Below are 16,586 nucleotides of genomic sequence, written 5' to 3' on the forward strand. Positions count from 1 at the left end.
GTGCGGCCGCTTTGCCGCGTTTTATTGAGTTCCATGCGCCATGCAAGAACGCTCCCGTTTCGCAGCAAGTTGGTTGCCGTATGCGCTGATTGCCCCGCAGCTCGCGATTACCGCCGTGTTTTTTCTTTGGCCGGCGGGCGTCGCGCTATGGCAGTCGACGCAGATGCAAGACGCATTCGGCACCACCAGCGAATTCGTCGGGTTTGGCAATTTTGCGCATCTCTTCAGCGATCCGCTTTATCTCGAATCGTTCAAGACGACACTCGTTTTCAGCGGGCTCGTCACGGTCTCGGGGCTGGTCGTTTCACTGTTGCTGGCCGCTTGTGCCGATCGCGTCACGCGCGGCTCGAGGGCCTATCGCACGCTGTTGATCTGGCCGTACGCGGTGGCACCGGCGATCGCGGCGGTGCTGTGGGCGTTTCTGTTCAATCCAAGCATCGGCCTCGTGACGTTCGCGCTCGGCAAGCTCGGTGTTGTCTGGAACCATGCGATCAACGGCAATCAGGCTATGTTTCTGGTGGTGCTTGCGTCGGTCTGGAAGCAAGTCAGCTACAACTTCCTCTTTTTTTACGCCGGTCTGCAGGCCATCCCGCGCTCGCTTCTGGAGGCTGCCGCTATCGACGGCGCTGGCCCGATGCGGCGTTTCTTTGGTGTGGCCCTGCCGCTTTTGTCGCCGACCACGTTTTTTCTGTTCGTCGTCAACGTGGTTTATGCGTTCTTCGACACCTTCCCCGTCATCGATGCGGCAACGGGCGGCGGCCCCGCGCAATCGACCAAAACGCTGATTTACAAAATTTTCATCGAGGGCTTCCAAGGGCTCGATATCGGTAGCTCGGGCGCGCAGTCCGTGGTGCTGATGGTGATCGTCGTTGCGCTGACCGTCGTCCAGTTCCGCTTCATCGAACGCAAGGTGCAGTACGTATGATCGAGAATCGAAAAGGCTTCGATCTTTTTTGCCATGTGGTGCTGTTGGTCGGCGTCGCATCGATCGCGTTTCCGGTCTATGTCGCGTTTTGCGCGGCGACGATGAACGAGCATCAGATCTTTTCCGTGCCGCTGTCGCTTGTGCCCAGCACGCATCTCTTCGAGAACCTCGCGCGTGTGTGGACGCATGGTGCCGGCAATGCGGCGGGCCCGTTCGGGCGCATGCTGCTGAACAGTCTCGCGATGGCATTGGCGATTTCCGTCGGCAAAATAGCGGTATCCATTATTTCGGCCTATGCGATCGTCTTTTTTCGTTTTCCGTTTCGCAATACCGCTTTCTGGCTCATCTTCGTAACGTTGATGCTGCCCGTGGAAGTTCGGATCTTTCCGACGGTGCAAGTTGTTTCGTCGCTGCATCTGATCAACAGCTACGCGGGCTTGACGCTGCCGCTCATTGCGTCAGCCACGGCCACCTTTCTGTTTCGGCAGTTTTTCATGACGCTGCCCGATGAACTGATGGACGCCGCGCGCATCGATGGTGCCGGGCCATTGCGCTTTTTCCGCGACGTGGTGCTGCCGCTATCGAAGACAAACATCGCCGCGCTTTTCGTCATCACGTTTATTTACGGCTGGAATCAGTATCTGTGGCCGATACTGGTCACGAGCGAGCAATCGCTGACGACGGCCGTTGTCGGCATCAAGTCGATGATCGGCACCGGCGATACAGCCACGGAATGGCATCTCGTGATGGCCGCGACGCTGCTTGCGATGCTGCCGCCGCTGGTGGTTGTCATCGCGATGCAACGCTGGTTCGTGCGCGGGCTCGTCGATGCCGAGAAGTAAAAGGGAAATCAAAATCAATATGCATGATCAACCAGGCGAGAGACGATGGCTGCGCTGAGTTTGAAGGGCGTGCGCAAGACTTACGACGGTAAGCAGTTCGTGCTGCACGGCATTGACGTGGAAGTGGCCGACGGCGAATTCGTCGTGCTGGTGGGGCCATCCGGCTGCGGGAAATCGACGCTGCTGCGGATGGTCGCGGGGCTCGAGCGCGTGTCGGTCGGCGAGATTGCGATTGGCGAGCGCGTGGTCAACGAACTCGAGCCCAAAGATCGCGATATCGCGATGGTCTTTCAGAACTATGCGCTCTATCCGCATATGAGCGTGCGCGAAAACATGGCCTACGGCCTTACCCTTCGACGAGTGGGTCGCGCCGAGATCGAGGCGCGCGTGACGGCGGCCGCCAAGATTCTCGAACTCGAGCCGCTGCTTGCCCGCAAGCCGCGCGAGCTTTCCGGCGGGCAGCGTCAGCGGGTGGCGATGGGGCGGGCGATCGTACGCGAGCCGTCGGTGTTTTTATTCGACGAGCCGCTCTCGAATCTCGATGCCAAACTGCGCGTGCAAATGCGGCTCGAGATCCAGCGCTTGCATGCTCGCCTCGCCACGACGAGCCTCTATGTTACGCATGATCAGATCGAAGCGATGACACTGGCCCAGCGGGTGATCGTGATGAATCGGGGGAACGCCGAGCAGATCGGCGCGCCGACCGAGGTGTACGAGCGGCCTGCGACCGTGTTCGTGGCCAGCTTTATCGGCTCGCCGGCGATGAATCTGCTTTCGGGCCGGCTCTCGGACGATGGCCTGACATTCGCGGTAGCAGGGGGTGGCCCAGTGCTCGCGCTCGGGCACGAGCCCGGCGTGGGCCGCGAAATCGGCTGCGCAAGAGAGTGGGTGCTCGGCATTCGGCCGGAACACATGACGCCGCGCGCCGGTTTGGTCGAGGCTCCGCTTACGGTTGATTCATGCGAGCTGCTCGGTGCCGACAACCTCGTGCATGGCCGGTGGGGCGCGCACGACGTCACGGTGAGGCTGCCGCATACGCATCGGCCCGCGCGAGGCGAGATGGTGCCGTCTGTCTTGCCCCCCGAGCATCTGCATTTTTTCGACCCTGCAACGGGTAAGCGCGCCGGTTGACGCGCGATCGTCGCGCTACTGGCCTGAACGGAATCACAGCTATGTCGACTCAGACGAACGCATGGCGTTATCCGCGTGTGGTCGCGCATCGCGGCGGCGGCACGCTTGCTCCCGAAAACACCCTGGCCGGCATCGAGACGGGTGCGCGGCTCGGGCTCGAAATGATCGAATTCGACGCGAAGCTTTCGGCAGACGGCGTGGTCTTTCTACTGCACGACGATACGGTGCAGCGCACGTCGAATGGCCGAGGCGCGGCGGCGCAGATGACCTATGCGCAAATCGCCGCACTCGACGCAGGCAGTTGGTTCGATGCGCGCTTCGCGGGCGAGCGCATGCCGACACTTGCGGAAGTGGCACAGCGTTGCATAGCAATCGGGATGGCGGCGAACGTGGAAATCAAACCGTGCGCGCGACGCGATGTCGAAACCGGGCGCCGCGTTGCGAGCGAGGCGGCGCAGTTATGGGCCGGGGCATCGGTGCCGCCGCTGTTGTCGTCGTTCTCATACGATGCGCTGGCCGCGGCACGCGAAGCAGCCCCCGCGTTGCCACGCGGGCTGCTGGTAGGTGCCGTGCCGGACGATTGGCGGGCGCAAACGGCGTCGCTTGACTGCGTGTCGCTGCATGCGGATCACCGCAAGCTGACCGAGGCGCTCGTCACGCAGATCAAAGCGGCTGGACTCTTCATGCTCGTCTACACCGTCAACGAACCAACACGGGCACGTTTGCTGGCGCACTGGGGCGTCGACGCTATCTGCACCGATCGGATCGACCTCATCGGTGCTGATTTCTTCGACGAAACCTGAAGGCTGAAGGTGGCAGGTGCCCTTGTCCCGCCTCACCAAGGAAGCGAGCCGCAAGCACCCCCATCATCGACGTCAACGGCTGCGCGCCATCAACCATCCGATGATGAGCGCGAGCCCACCGACGACGGCAACGGTCTCCCACGGCTTTTCATGCACGTAGTCGTTTGCGCCCGAGATGGCTGTCGAGGCGCGGTCGCGAATCGTGTGGCGCGCGCCGTCGAGCCTGCCGCGTGCGGCCTCCAGGCGTTTTCGCATTTGCTCGCGCAGCACGGCCGCATCGGCCTGCGTGCCGTCGGCAAGCGTTTCTTCCAATTCGGCAAGCAGCTCGCGCATTTCGCCGCCGATGTCCTCGGCCGCGTTGCGGCTGTGTCGGGCAATGCGGCGAGCGTGCCGCCCTGCGCTCGTCCACGAATTTTCGAGCGCGTCTCGCGTGTTCGGTAGTGCGGTCATGGTCGCTCCGTCAGCGTTGAAGTAACAGTAGCGGGGTGAACTCGCCCGCGTTCCGGCCGCGGGAGAACCTCATTGCCGCAATTTCGGTGCCCACTTCGCTGCACGACGCGTGTATGCCGCGACGCATTGCCGCGATGTCTGGCCTATGTGACGGTTGCGCTGCGCCGTTCCGATAAAAGTGCTATTAAAGACGGGTAGAAACGGCCACAAGCAGCGTAATGTCCACTGTCGAAATTACAACGCCACCGCGTTTTCGGCGGCGGCGTTGCGTTGTAACGAAGCGCTTGGATGCGACCGGGCTAGAAGGCGTAGCCGATCTTCGCGAATGTGACGATCGGGTTGAGCTTGATCTTTGCTTGCGTATGCGCTGTCAAACCAAATGGCCCGACGTTGGACGTAGTGAGATCGGCTGTCACGCTGACTGGAATGTACGATACCGATACACCCGCAAACCAATGCTTGTTGAACGCGTAATTAAAACCCGCGTTGAATACGGGTGACCAGGAACGATCCGTCGATACCGAGGTCGGACCTCCATGAAGCACACCGGATTGGAATGCGTTATTGGTAATTTGGGCATCGGAGAACCAGACGCGTGTCACGCCGATTCCCACATACGGACGGAACTTGTCATCGGGCTTCATGAAGTGCCATTTGACGAGCAGCGCGGGGCTCCACAGGCGTGCGCTGCCGAGTTTCCCGTAAGGCGTGAACGAGCCGGCGCCATTGAGGTTGAATTTCGGCGGAACGCCGCCCTCGAGTTCGGCGGCCAGATGGTCGGTAATGAAGTAGCCGGCGCTTATGCCGATTGTGTCGGAGTTGTCGACCGACGCGCCGGTGCCGGCGACGGGCTGGTTGACGGGCGTGCCGCCGATGCTGATGACTTTCAGCGGATCGCTGGAACTTTGAGGTGAAAAATGGAACCACCCCGTTGAAAGGTAGAACGTCCCGGCCGTTTGAGCATGTGCAGCGGTAGCGCAAGCAAGTGCTGCGACGGTCCCCGTAATGGCCTGTTGTAATTTCATGGTCTTCCTCCGTAAAAAGCCCGCCTATTATGAGTAGAAGCTTTCATACAAACCAAGTGCGCGCGCTAGAGCATTCTCCCTAAGCGTGGTGCGCTCGCGGCGCGAGCCGCATCGGGCCGTTGCGAACGCTTGCGCGGCGCTTTCCCCAACGGGTAACCACCAACGTACAAACGGAATCCAGCATGGCACGGCTTGCACGTCTTTACGTCCCTGAACAGCCGCAGCACGTGATATTGCGCGGCCTCGATCAGCAGCCCGCCTTCGTTGACGAGCAGGACTACGAGTTGTTCGTCGATTGCTTGAAAGCTGCTTCCCGCGATCATCGCCTCTCGGTTCACGCTTATGTGCTGATGCCGGGCGCGGTTCAGTTGCTCGTTACACCGAGCGACGAATCGAGCTTGCCGAAAGCGATGCAGGCGGTCGGCCGGCGCTACGTCGCGCATTTCAATCGCCGCTACTCGCGGCGCGGCACGCTCTGGGAAGGGCGTTATCGCGCGACCGTCATCGAAGGCGAACGCTACTTCCTGCTCGCGAGCCGCGTGATCGAGCAATGCCCGGTGCGAGAGCATCTGGTGGCCTCCCCCGAGGACTACCGATGGTCGAGCTATCGGCACCATATCGGGCTTACGATCGATAGCCTCGTCACCGATCACCCCCTTTACTGGTCGCTCGCCAATACGCCATTCGAGCGGCAGCGCGCCTATAAGGAGTTGTGCGAGCAGCCGCTCGATGAGCGTGAGGCCAACGAACTGCAGCAGGCCACGCTCAAGGGTTGGGTGCTCGGCGGCGACACCTACCGCGAGTGGGCGGCCCGCGCGGCGAACCGCCGCGTGTCGCCGTTGCCGCGCGGCCGGCCAAGAAAGGTGCGCGAGACCCCTCAGACGCAGTAAGATCGCGCGCTCGATCCGCGTCCGGCATTATTCGGCCTGTGCGCGTATCGAGCCCCTACCGAGCTTCGCAGTGAACCCGCGGCGAGACGGCATCGGAAGAGGCCGTTTTATTTTGCCCAATAATGATGCGCCCCTAATAAAAGCGCACCAAGCTAATGCGTCTCATGAATTAGTGCCATATCATAGGGTTTTTATTGCTATTTCATTGATTCGTCGCGTATATTCCGATTTCCGGTGGTTTGCCAAGGGGCCGTCGTGCCCCGTCCCCAAACCCGAAGCCTTTACGCGAACGGCCCGCCCGGCCTCCAATAAGACGGTGTCCCCATGAACGACCAGCAACCGATTTCCCCGGTCCCCGCCGCGCAAGGTCTTTACGACCCACGCAACGAGCATGATGCCTGCGGCGTCGGCTTTGTTGCGCATATAAAGGGTCAGAAGAGCCACGCCATCATCGACCAAGGGCTCAAGATTCTCGAGAATCTCGATCATCGTGGCGCGGTAGGTGCCGATGCTTTGATGGGCGACGGGGCCGGCATCCTGATCCAAATTCCGGATGCGTACTATCGCGAGGAGATGGCGCGTCAGGGCGTGACGCTGCCGCCGGCCGGTGAATATGGGGTCGGTATGGTCTTTCTGCCGAAGGAGCACGCCTCGCGCCTTGCCTGCGAGCAGGAACTCGAGCGCACCGTGAAGGCGGAAGGACAGGTGGTGTTGGGTTGGCGCGACGTCCCTGTGGACCATGCGATGCCGATTTCCCCGACCGTGAAGGCGACCGAGCCCGTCATCCGCGAGATTTTCATCGGCCGTGGCCGCGACATCATGGTGACCGATGCGCTCGAGCGCAAGCTGTACGTGATCCGCAAGACGGCGAGCCACCGCATTCAGGCGCTCAAGCTCAAGCACGGCAAGGAGTACTTCGTGCCGTCGATGTCGGCACGCACCGTTGTCTATAAGGGTCTGCTGCTGGCCGGACAAGTTGGCGTCTACTACCGCGACTTGCAGGACGAGCGCGTGGTGTCGGCGCTGGCGCTCGTGCACCAGCGTTTCTCGACGAACACGTTCCCCGCGTGGGAACTCGCGCACCCGTACCGCATGATCGCGCACAACGGCGAGATCAACACCGTCAAGGGCAACGTCAACTGGCTCAATGCCCGCACGGGTGCGATCGCGAGCGCGGTGCTCGGCGACGACCTGCCGAAGCTCTGGCCGCTGATCTATCCGGGCCAGTCAGACACGGCTTCGTTCGACAACTGCCTCGAGCTGCTCGTGATGGCGGGCTATCCGCTCGTGCACGCGATGATGATGATGATCCCGGAAGCGTGGGAGCAGCACACGCTGATGGATGAAAACCGCCGCGCCTTTTACGAATATCACGCCGCGATGATGGAGCCGTGGGACGGCCCGGCTGCCATCGCCTTCACCGACGGCCGCCAGATCGGCGCGACGCTCGACCGCAACGGTCTGCGTCCGGCGCGCTACATCATTACCGAGGACGACCTCGTCATCATGGCGTCGGAATCGGGCGTGTTGCCGATTCCCGAATCGAAGATCGTGAAGAAGTGGCGCCTGCAGCCCGGCAAGATGTTCCTGATCGACATGGAGCACGGCCGCATCATCGGCGACAAGGAGCTCAAGGACAATCTCGCGAACGCGAAGCCTTACAAGAGCTGGATCGACGCTGTGCGCATCAAGCTCGACGAGATCGAGCCGAAGCCGGAAGACGTCGCAACGGAGCGGCGCGAAGCCGCGGCGCTGCTCGACCGGCAGCAGGCATTCGGCTATACGCAAGAAGATGTGAAGTTCCTGATGGCGCCGATGGCGCAGCAAGGCGAAGAAGCGATCGGCTCGATGGGCAACGATTCGCCGCTCGCCGTGATGTCCAACAAGAACAAGACGCTCTATCACTATTTCAAGCAGCTGTTCGCGCAGGTCACGAACCCGCCGATCGATCCGATCCGCGAAAACATGGTCATGTCGCTCGTCTCGTTTGTCGGGCCGAAGCCGAACCTGCTCGATACGAACAACATCAACCCGCCGATGCGGCTGGAAGTATCGCAACCGGTGCTCGATTTCAAGGACATCGCGAAGATCCGTGCCATCGATCAGTACACCGGCGGCAAGTTCAGCTCTTACGAGTTGAACATCTGCTATCCGGTGGCCTGGGGCAAGGAGGGTATCGAAGCGCGGCTCGCGTCGTTGTGCGCCGAGGCCGTCGATGCCGTTCGCTCCGGATACAACATGCTGATCGTGTCGGACCGCCGCGTGGATCGTGACAACGTTGCCATTCCCGCGCTGCTCGCGACGGCTGCCATCCATACGCATCTCGTCACGCAGGGTTTGCGCACGAGCACCGGCCTCGTCGTCGAAACGGGCTCGGCGCGCGAGGTGCATCACTTCGCGCTGCTGGCCGGCTACGGTGCCGAGGCGGTCCATCCGTATCTCGCGATGGAAACGCTTGCTCAAATGGCGCAGGGCATGAAGGGTGATCTGTCGCCCGAAAAGGCCGTCTACAACTTCACGAAGGCGGTCGGCAAGGGCCTGCAAAAGGTGATGTCGAAGATGGGCATTTCGACTTACATGTCGTACACCGGCGCGCAGATTTTCGAAGCAGTCGGTCTCGCGAGCGATCTCGTCGAAAAATACTTCGAGGGCACGGCATCGAAGGTGGGCGGCATCGGACTATTCGATGTGGCCGAGGAGGCGCTGCGTTTGCATCGCGAAGCGTTCGGCGACAACCCGGTGCTGGCCAACATGCTGGATGCGGGCGGCGAGTACGCTTACCGCGTACGCGGCGAAGATCACATGTGGACGCCTGACGCCATCGCGAAGCTGCAGCATTCCACGCGCAGCAACTCGTATCAGACGTACAAGGAATACGCGCATTTGATCAACGATCAAACGCGTCGCCATATGACGTTCCGCGGCTTGTTCGAATTCAAGGTCGATCCTTCGAAAGCCATTGCGCTCGACGAAGTGGAATCGGCCAAGGACATCGTCAAGCGCTTCGCCACCGGTGCGATGTCGCTCGGTTCGATCAGCACCGAAGCGCACGCGACACTCGCGGTCGCGATGAACCGCATCGGCGGCAAGTCGAATACCGGCGAAGGCGGCGAGGACGAAAAACGCTATCGCAACGAGTTGCGCGGCATTCCGATCAAAAACGGCGAGACACTTGCGTCCATCATCGGCCCCGAGATCGCGCGCGACATTTCGCTCAAGGAAGGCGATTCGCTGCGCTCGAAGATCAAGCAGGTGGCATCGGGTCGTTTCGGCGTGAGCGCCGAATACCTCGCCTCGGCCGACCAGATCCAGATCAAGATGGCGCAGGGCGCGAAGCCCGGCGAAGGCGGTCAGTTGCCGGGTCACAAGGTGTCCGAGTACATCGGCAAACTGCGCTATTCAGTGCCGGGCGTCGGCCTCATTTCGCCGCCGCCGCACCACGACATCTATTCGATCGAAGACCTCGCACAGCTCATTCACGATCTGAAGAACGTGAATCCGTCGGCGAGCGTGTCGGTGAAGCTGGTGTCGGAAGTCGGGGTTGGCACGATCGCGGCCGGTGTGGCGAAGGCCAAGGCCGATCATGTGGTGATCGCCGGCCACGACGGCGGCACCGGTGCTTCGCCGCTGTCGTCGCTCAAGCATGCCGGCACGCCGTGGGAATTGGGCCTCGCCGAAACGCAGCAAACGCTCGTGCTCAACCGTCTGCGCGGCCGGATTCGCGTGCAAGCCGACGGGCAGATGAAGACGGGCCGCGATGTCGCGATCGGCGCGTTGCTGGGCGCCGACGAGTTCGGCTTCGCGACGGCTCCGCTCGTCGTCGAAGGCTGCATCATGATGCGCAAGTGCCATCTGAATACGTGCCCGGTTGGCGTTGCCACGCAAGATCCTGTGCTGCGCGCGAAGTTCCAGGGGCAGCCCGAACACGTCGTCAACTATTTCTTCTTCGTGGCAGAAGAAGTGCGCGAGATCATGGCGCAGCTCGGCATCCGCAAGTTCGACGACCTGATCGGGCGCGCCGATTTGCTCGATATGAAAAAGGGCGTCGAGCACTGGAAGGCGAAGGGGCTCGATTTTTCGAAGGTGTTTCACCTGCCGGCCATGCCCGCGGAAGTCGCGCGCCGGCATCTCGAAGAGCAGGACCATGGTCTCGCGAAGGCGCTCGATCATACGTTGATCGAAAAGGCGCGCGCCGCCATCGACAAGGGCGAGCATGTCTCGTTCATCCAGCCGGTGCGCAACGTCAATCGCAGCGTCGGCGCGATGCTCTCGGGAACGATTGCCAAGAAGTACGGCCATGACGGGCTGCCCGACGACTCGATCCATATTCAATTGAAAGGCACGGCCGGGCAGAGCTTCGGCGCGTTCCTCGCGCGCGGCGTGACGCTCGACCTCGTGGGCGACGGCAACGATTATGTTGGCAAGGGGCTCTCGGGCGGGCGCATCATCATCCGCCCGACCAACGACTTCCGCGGCAAATCGGAGGAAAACATCATCTGCGGCAATACGGTGATGTACGGCGCGCTCGAAGGCGAGGCCTATTTGCGCGGTGTCGCGGGCGAGCGCTTTTGCGTGCGCAACTCGGGCGCTAGCGCGGTCGTCGAGGGCACGGGCGACCACGGCTGCGAATATATGACGGGCGGCACGGTCGTCGTGCTGGGCGAGACGGGCCGTAACTTCGCGGCCGGCATGTCCGGCGGCGTGGCATTCATCTACGACCCGGACGGCGCGTTTGCCGGCAAGTGCAACAAGGCGATGGTCACGCTCGAACCGGTGCTGCAGCAAGCCGAGCAAGAGCGTACGGTTGAACGTGCGCTCTGGCACACGGGCGTCACCGACGAAGCGCTGCTCAAGGGGCTCATCGAGCGGCACTTCCAGTTCACGGGTTCGACGCGGGCGAAAGCGCTGCTCGAGGATTGGGATACGTCTCGCCGGCAGTTCGTCAAGATCTTCCCGACCGAATACAAGCGTGCGCTTGGCGAACTCGGCGCGAAGAAAGCGGCCAAGGAGGCGCTCGCAGCATGAGCGCGACACGCCAACGCCAACGCTCACGCCGGCAACGCGTGCCCGAACGATGAACTGAGCCCGTTTCCGGTCCCCGCTCCCGTGTGACAAGCGCCGCAACGCAAGCACGACAGGAACGGGGGCAGCCAAGATACGACGCCGTCGAGGCCTGTCGCACGCGTTTTTTCCTGAACGCGCGGCGCTCGCCGGCACCCCGACACCGACGATTGGATTGAAGAGAAGAGAACCCCATGGGCAAGGCAACCGGTTTTCTCGAGTATGAGCGCCGCCACGAGACGTATGAGGCACCGCTCGCGCGCTTGAAGCATTACAAGGAATTCGTCCTCGCACTGTCCGACGATGATGCGAAGGTGCAGGGCGCACGTTGCATGGATTGCGGCATTCCGTTTTGCAACAACGGCTGCCCGGTCAACAACATCATTCCGGACTTTAACGATCTCGTGTACCGCCAAGACTGGCGCAATGCGATCGAAGTCCTGCATTCGACGAACAACTTTCCTGAGTTCACGGGCCGCATCTGCCCGGCGCCGTGCGAGGCGGCCTGCACGCTCGGCATCAACGCGGAGCCTGTCGGGATCAAGTCGATCGAACACGCGATCATCGATAAGGCGTGGGAACAAGGGTGGGTCGTGCCGCAACCGCCCAAGCGCAAGACCGGCAAGAAGGTCGCTGTCGTCGGCTCGGGCCCGGCCGGCTTGGCCGTGGCGCAGCAGCTTGCGCGCGCGGGCCACGATGTGACGGTGTTCGAGAAGAACGACCGGATCGGCGGGCTTCTGCGCTATGGCATCCCCGACTTCAAGCTCGAAAAGTGGCTGATCGATCGCCGCATGCGTCAGATGGAAGCCGAGGGTGTGACGTTCCGCACCAATGTTTTCATCGGCAACGAGGGGTTGCCGCCTTTCATCGGGAACACAGCGAAGGAAACGGTCACGCCTGACGAGCTCAAGGAGCAATTCGACGCCGTCGTCGTCGCCGGTGGTTCCGAGACGCCGCGCGATCTGCCGGTGCCGGGCCGTGAGTTGGCGGGCGTGCATTTCGCGATGGAATTCCTGCCGCAGCAAAACAAGGTCAACGCCGGTGACAAGGTCACCGATCAACTGAGCGCCAAGGGCAAGCACGTGGTCGTGATCGGCGGCGGCGATACCGGTTCGGATTGCGTCGGCACCTCCAACCGCCATGGCGCGAAGAGCGTCACGCAGTTCGAGTTGCTTCCCCAGCCGCCCGAAGAGGAAAACAAGCCGCTCGTGTGGCCGTATTGGCCGATCAAGCTGCGCACGTCATCGTCGCACGACGAAGGCTGCAGCCGTGATTGGTCGGTCGCCACGAAACGGCTCGAAGGCAAGAACGGCAAGGTCGAGAAGCTCGTCGCCGTACGCGTCGAGTGGAAGGACGGCAAGATGCAGGAAGTGCCCGGCTCGGAATTCGACATGAAGGCCGACCTCGTGCTGCTCGCGATGGGCTTCACGCAGCCGGCCGCGCCGGTGCTCGAAGCATTCGGCGTCGACAAGGACGCGCGCGGTAATGTCCGCGCGAGTACCGAAGGCGAGCGCGCCTACTACACGTCGGTCGACAAAGTGTTCGCCGCGGGTGACATGCGTCGAGGCCAGTCGCTCGTCGTCTGGGCGATTCGCGAAGGCCGTCAGTGTGCGCGGTCCGTCGACGCGTATTTGATGGGCAGCTCTGAGCTGCCGCGCTAAACGAGCGAGCGGTGAGCGGTGAGCGACGTCGGGCAAGCGAAGGTATAGCGATGCCGGTCGAGCCGCGGGCAACGCAGGCTGACGTCTGGCATCGAGCGTTTATCGCGCTCGTGCCCGATGCGCCGACGCGTGCGGCGTGGGCGGCCATGGCGAGTGGTGCTGCGTGTGCTGCGCGCGCGACACGCCTCGTGCCGGTCGATCAACTGCACATGACGCTCGCGTTCCTCGGCTCCATTTCGCACGACCAAGGCACCGCGCTTGCCGCGGAACTCGCGTCCGTTGCGGCCGCCCTGCCGCCGCTGCACATCGAGCGGCTCGAGTATTGGCCGAGCGTGTCGCATCCGCGGCTTGCCGTGCTTGTCTTCGAGGCGGCACCCTCGCTCGTCGATTTGCACGCTCGCGTGTGCGCGCTCGTCACGGGATTAGGGCTGCCGATCGACGATCATCGGCCGTTTCGCCCTCACGTGACGCTCGCACGTATGCGTGCCGGAGCCGCCTGCGCCACCGATCTCCCGATGCGTGCCATTGCCCCCGGGACCTCCCGATTTGAAGCACTGACGCTGTATTCGAGTACGCTCGAGCGCAGCGGTGCGCGCTATCGAGCGCTTGCTTCAGTGCCCTTGGCGTAGCGGCTCAACGGCTTGCGCCGACATCGACACCGCCCAGCACTTTGCCCTTCGTCTCGGGCAGCAGGAGCGCCGCACCAACGACGAGCAGGTAACCCGCGCCAGCGACAAGGCCGATGGCCTTGGCGAGCATCGTGGTCTGCGACAACGCGCCGACGAGCAACGGAAAAAACGACCCGGTGCCGCGCCCGACGTTATAGCAAAAGCCTTGCCCAGAGCCGCGGATCGAATGGGGGTAAAGCTCCGAGAGATAGGCGCCGATGCCCGCGAAGATGCCTTGCATGACGACGCCAAGCGCAAAACCGAGCGCGAGCATGGCGTGGTCGGTGATGGGCAGCATCGTATAGATCATCGCGAGCGCGAACGAGCCCAGCGCAAACAACATGAACGTCGGGCGCCGGCCGAGCCGGTCCGACAGCACGGCGCCGACGATATAACCGACCGCCGACCCGGCGATCAGCACGATCAGATAACCGCTCGTGCCGAAGACCGACAAGTGACGTTCCAATTTGAGATAGGTTGGCAGCCAAGTGGTAATCGCGTAGTACCCGCCCAGCATGCCTGTGCACAGCAGGCTGGCGAGGAGGGTCGTCGCCAGATAGGGGCGCGCGAAGATATGGAGGAAATGCGAACGGTCGAGCCCCGCCTCGCGAGCCGCACGCGTGGCGACGAATACATCGGGATCGCGCAGGTTGCGGCGCACGTAGATGATCCACAGCGCCGGCAACAAGCCGACCCAGAAGCAGGCGCGCCAGGCATAGGTTTCGGGAAGCCATGCGAACGCCCCCCAGTAGACGAGTGCGGCCGCGGCCCAGCCGAACGACCAACTGCATTGCACGGTGCCGACCGCTTTGCCGCGATGGGCTGGCGTGCGGATCGTCTCGGCCACCATCATCGTCACGACCGACCACTCTCCGCCGAAGCCGAAGCCTTGCAGCGTGCGTGTTGCAAAGAGCTGCCAGAACGAATGCGTGAAACCGGACAAGAACGTGCAGACGGCAAATGCGGCGATCGTCGATTGCAGCACGCGCACGCGGCCGTAGCGGTCAGCCAGTATCCCGGCGAGCCAGCCGCCCGCGGCGGACGAGATCAGCGCGCCCGTTGCGATCATGCCTGCCTCGCTTTTGGTCATTCCCCAGGTGGCGATCAGCGTCGGCACCAGGAACGAATAAATCATGAAGTCGAAGGAGTCGGCCGCGTAGCCCCCGAAGCCGGCGCACACCGTGCGGCGCTCGCGTACGGACAGTTCGGCAAACCAAGCCAGCGGGCGCATTCGGTCTCCTTATTCAATGTTAGTGAGCGTGGTTGCAGCGAGCGTTAGCGAGGGGTAGGTGCGAATTCGATCATAAAACGGACGCGCGCCTTGCGGCGCGAGCTATTTTACGGTGCCGCGGCATGCGGCGTGGTGCGGATAAGAAAGTAATTGAGTTCAAAAGGTGACGCTGGATGCGACGATTTCCCGAATAAAGGCTGTACGAGGCGATTTGTGCCGAGCCATTAACTTACCGAGAATTTTGCCAAAAAAGTATTCGTAAGAACATTATTAAAACATTTCAAACCGATTCCACGGAATTGGTTGTGGCTCGTCGTTGCTTTCTGATTCACATATACAGGTTGCTAAATCTGTTTGACTGCGCATAAGCTTCATTTGCAAGTTATTTTTATTTAAACGTGGGCACGGGTTTCCCCTGTCGTGGTATTCCAGAAATAGATTGAATTGCTGCTCGGAGAAGTTATCTTTTTTGATGTCGATCAATGATTATGGAGTAGTGTGGTTTAATTTGTGCACCACAGCATGGTTTGAACAACGGACTAAGACACGCCATTTTCCGGCACTCCCGGGTACTGAAAAGATTGGGCGCAGTATTAGATCGACAGAAAGACGGGGATTTCTCATGAAGATGCAACTACCGCTGCGTGTTGCCGCCGTGATGCTTGCGGCAGGTTTGCCTGCGGCGCACGCCGCAACGTATAGCAACGGCACCGCCACTGCCACATTTACGGTGACGTTGACGCTGCAGGCAGCCTGCACGATCTCGGCTAACGCGTTGACTTTCAGCTCCTCCGGCGTATTGGCTTCGGCCTTGACGCAGCAGACCACGCTTTCCGTAACCTGCTCTAACAGCACGCCCTATAACGTCGGATTGGACGAGGGCTCGGTATCGGGTTCCACTGTCGCGGCGCGGCTGCTCGCGGGCATTACGAGCGGCAATACCTCAACGACCGTGAGCTTCCAACTCTTTCAGGACGCGGCCCATACGACCATCTGGGGCAATACCCAGGGCACCGACACCGTCGCTGGCACAGGCAGCGGCTCGGCACAATCGATATCGGTCTATGGGCAGGTACCGGCGCAGTCGACGCCACAACCGGATACCTATCGGTCAACGATTACCGCGACAGTCTACTTCTGAGCCATCGTGAACAAGATCATCGATACGATCCAGCGCGTCGCGGCCCCGCTCGTTATCGCGTTTATTCCGGCGTTGGCTGCGGCGGCGTCGCTCCAAATCTCGCCCGTAATGGTCGAATTGCAGGCGGGCGACAACGCATCCGGTATCACGCTGCGCAACGCCGGCGAGTCGCCGCTTTATGGGCAAGTCCGCGTATTTCGATGGGATCAGGTCAATGGTGCTGACACGCTGACGCCCACCCAGGATTTGCTCGCCAGCCCGCCGCTCGTGAACGTCGGGGCCCTGGCAGGACAACTGATCCGGCTCGTGCGCGCAAACGGCGCGCCGGTTGCGGACGAAGAAAGCTTTCGCATCTTGATCGACGAACTGCCGCCGCCCGGGGAGGCGCCGCACAGTGGCGTGCTCATCCGCCTGCGTTATTCGGTACCGGTTTTCATCGAAGCATCGAGGTCCGTCGGCTCGGCGCGGCTTGCTTGGTCGTTGGGCCATACGCCCGAAGGATGGACGCTGACCATCGAGAACAGCGGCGCGCGGCGCGCACAGGTCGCGGCAGTGGAACTTGTCGATGGAGCCGGCAAGACGTACGTGATTAACAAGGGGCTGTTCGGTTATGCGCTGGCCAAACGCGCTCGCCGTTGGGATGTTGCACTGCCGCTCGATGTCGACTCGCACGGCGCGATGAAGGTACGCGCGAAGATCAATTCCGTTTCGCAGGAAGCCGCGCTCGTCGTGAGTCCAACGCGCTAAGCGCCAGCACC

The 16,586-nt window shown here is 61.8% G+C and carries 13 protein-coding genes; 10 read left to right on the plus strand and 3 right to left on the minus strand.

The features are described from left to right. Positions 1 to 40: 40 nt before the first annotated feature. From ugpA to ugpQ, 4 genes are read left to right on the plus strand one after another with little or no spacing between them, the layout of a single operon-like run. Positions 41 to 925: a sn-glycerol-3-phosphate ABC transporter permease UgpA gene (gene ugpA / locus ACSQ20_RS01770; protein ID WP_436016859.1), complete on the plus strand. Its 885-nt coding sequence runs from the start codon at positions 41 to 43 to the stop codon at positions 923 to 925. Next, positions 922 to 1,767, plus strand: a complete 846-nt coding sequence (ugpE, locus tag ACSQ20_RS01775; RefSeq protein WP_436016861.1) for a sn-glycerol-3-phosphate ABC transporter permease UgpE — start codon at positions 922 to 924, stop codon at positions 1,765 to 1,767. The genes ugpA and ugpE overlap by 4 nt, the downstream gene beginning before the upstream one ends. Positions 1,768 to 1,812: 45 nt before the next feature. Further along, positions 1,813 to 2,898, plus strand: a complete 1,086-nt coding sequence (locus ACSQ20_RS01780; RefSeq protein WP_436016863.1) for a sn-glycerol-3-phosphate import ATP-binding protein UgpC — start codon at positions 1,813 to 1,815, stop codon at positions 2,896 to 2,898. A 41-nt stretch (positions 2,899 to 2,939) separates the two neighbouring features. Continuing rightward, entirely contained in the window at positions 2,940 to 3,701 is a 762-nt protein-coding gene (gene ugpQ / locus ACSQ20_RS01785) for a glycerophosphodiester phosphodiesterase (RefSeq protein WP_436016865.1), read from the plus strand. A gap of 72 nt (positions 3,702 to 3,773) precedes the next feature. On the opposite strand, the gene ACSQ20_RS01790 is transcribed toward ugpQ, so the two are convergent. Then, the gene (locus tag ACSQ20_RS01790; protein WP_436016867.1) at positions 3,774 to 4,151 is read right to left on the minus strand and encodes a DUF883 family protein; all 378 of its coding nucleotides are present in this window, start codon (positions 4,149 to 4,151) and stop codon (positions 3,774 to 3,776) included. A 299-nt stretch (positions 4,152 to 4,450) separates the two neighbouring features. Further along, positions 4,451 to 5,176: an OmpW/AlkL family protein gene (locus ACSQ20_RS01795; protein ID WP_436016869.1), complete on the minus strand. Its 726-nt coding sequence runs from the start codon at positions 5,174 to 5,176 to the stop codon at positions 4,451 to 4,453. A gap of 182 nt (positions 5,177 to 5,358) precedes the next feature. On the opposite strand from ACSQ20_RS01795, the gene ACSQ20_RS01800 reads away from it, so the two are divergent. From ACSQ20_RS01800 to thpR, 4 genes are all read left to right on the plus strand, one after another. Beyond that, positions 5,359 to 6,066 carry a transposase gene (locus ACSQ20_RS01800; RefSeq protein WP_436016871.1) on the plus strand — a complete coding sequence of 236 codons (708 nt, stop codon included), beginning with the start codon at positions 5,359 to 5,361 and terminating at the stop codon, positions 6,064 to 6,066. Positions 6,067 to 6,390: 324 nt separating this feature from the next. After that, positions 6,391 to 11,091 carry a glutamate synthase-related protein gene (locus ACSQ20_RS01805; RefSeq protein ID WP_436016873.1) on the plus strand — a complete coding sequence of 1,567 codons (4,701 nt, stop codon included), beginning with the start codon at positions 6,391 to 6,393 and terminating at the stop codon, positions 11,089 to 11,091. Between the two features lie 230 nt (positions 11,092 to 11,321). Continuing rightward, positions 11,322 to 12,788 carry a glutamate synthase subunit beta gene (locus ACSQ20_RS01810; protein WP_436016875.1) on the plus strand — a complete coding sequence of 489 codons (1,467 nt, stop codon included), beginning with the start codon at positions 11,322 to 11,324 and terminating at the stop codon, positions 12,786 to 12,788. Between the two features lie 11 nt (positions 12,789 to 12,799). Further along, positions 12,800 to 13,417 (plus strand): RNA 2',3'-cyclic phosphodiesterase, encoded by a 618-nt coding sequence (thpR, locus tag ACSQ20_RS01815; RefSeq protein ID WP_436016877.1) that lies wholly within the window; start codon positions 12,800 to 12,802, stop codon positions 13,415 to 13,417. Between the two features lie 4 nt (positions 13,418 to 13,421). Here the strand turns inward: thpR and ACSQ20_RS01820 are convergent, their stop codons facing one another. Then, positions 13,422 to 14,687, minus strand: coding sequence for an MFS transporter (locus ACSQ20_RS01820; protein WP_436016879.1), 1,266 nt, complete (start codon positions 14,685 to 14,687; stop codon positions 13,422 to 13,424). Positions 14,688 to 15,315: 628 nt separating this feature from the next. Here ACSQ20_RS01820 and ACSQ20_RS01825 point away from each other — a divergent pair. Further along, positions 15,316 to 15,828: a Csu type fimbrial protein gene (locus ACSQ20_RS01825; RefSeq protein WP_436022855.1), complete on the plus strand. Its 513-nt coding sequence runs from the start codon at positions 15,316 to 15,318 to the stop codon at positions 15,826 to 15,828. A gap of 15 nt (positions 15,829 to 15,843) precedes the next feature. After that, the gene (locus ACSQ20_RS01830) at positions 15,844 to 16,575 is read left to right on the plus strand and encodes a fimbrial biogenesis chaperone (RefSeq protein WP_436022857.1); all 732 of its coding nucleotides are present in this window, start codon (positions 15,844 to 15,846) and stop codon (positions 16,573 to 16,575) included. The last annotated feature ends 11 nt before the right edge of the window (positions 16,576 to 16,586 follow it).

The organism is Trinickia sp. LjRoot230, from assembly GCF_964253315.1.
Taxonomy (GTDB): Bacteria; Pseudomonadota; Gammaproteobacteria; order Burkholderiales; family Burkholderiaceae; genus Trinickia.

Bases quoted from the DNA above. Each gene is read 5' to 3' on its own strand.
- ACSQ20_RS01805 (WP_436016873.1), top strand. From the start codon at position 6,391: ATGAACGACCAGCAACCGATTTCCCCGGTCCCCGCCGCGCAAGGTCTT.
- ACSQ20_RS01780 (WP_436016863.1), top strand. From the start codon at position 1,813: ATGGCTGCGCTGAGTTTGAAGGGCGTGCGCAAGACTTACGACGGTAAG.
- ACSQ20_RS01810 (WP_436016875.1), top strand. From the start codon at position 11,322: ATGGGCAAGGCAACCGGTTTTCTCGAGTATGAGCGCCGCCACGAGACG.
- ACSQ20_RS01820 (WP_436016879.1), bottom strand. From the start codon at position 14,687: ATGCGCCCGCTGGCTTGGTTTGCCGAACTGTCCGTACGCGAGCGCCGC.
- ugpE (WP_436016861.1), top strand. From the start codon at position 922: ATGATCGAGAATCGAAAAGGCTTCGATCTTTTTTGCCATGTGGTGCTG.
- ugpQ (WP_436016865.1), top strand. From the start codon at position 2,940: ATGTCGACTCAGACGAACGCATGGCGTTATCCGCGTGTGGTCGCGCAT.
- ACSQ20_RS01825 (WP_436022855.1), top strand. From the start codon at position 15,316: ATGCAACTACCGCTGCGTGTTGCCGCCGTGATGCTTGCGGCAGGTTTG.
- ugpA (WP_436016859.1), top strand. From the start codon at position 41: ATGCAAGAACGCTCCCGTTTCGCAGCAAGTTGGTTGCCGTATGCGCTG.
- ACSQ20_RS01800 (WP_436016871.1), top strand. From the start codon at position 5,359: ATGGCACGGCTTGCACGTCTTTACGTCCCTGAACAGCCGCAGCACGTG.
- ACSQ20_RS01795 (WP_436016869.1), bottom strand. From the start codon at position 5,176: ATGAAATTACAACAGGCCATTACGGGGACCGTCGCAGCACTTGCTTGC.
- ACSQ20_RS01790 (WP_436016867.1), bottom strand. From the start codon at position 4,151: ATGACCGCACTACCGAACACGCGAGACGCGCTCGAAAATTCGTGGACG.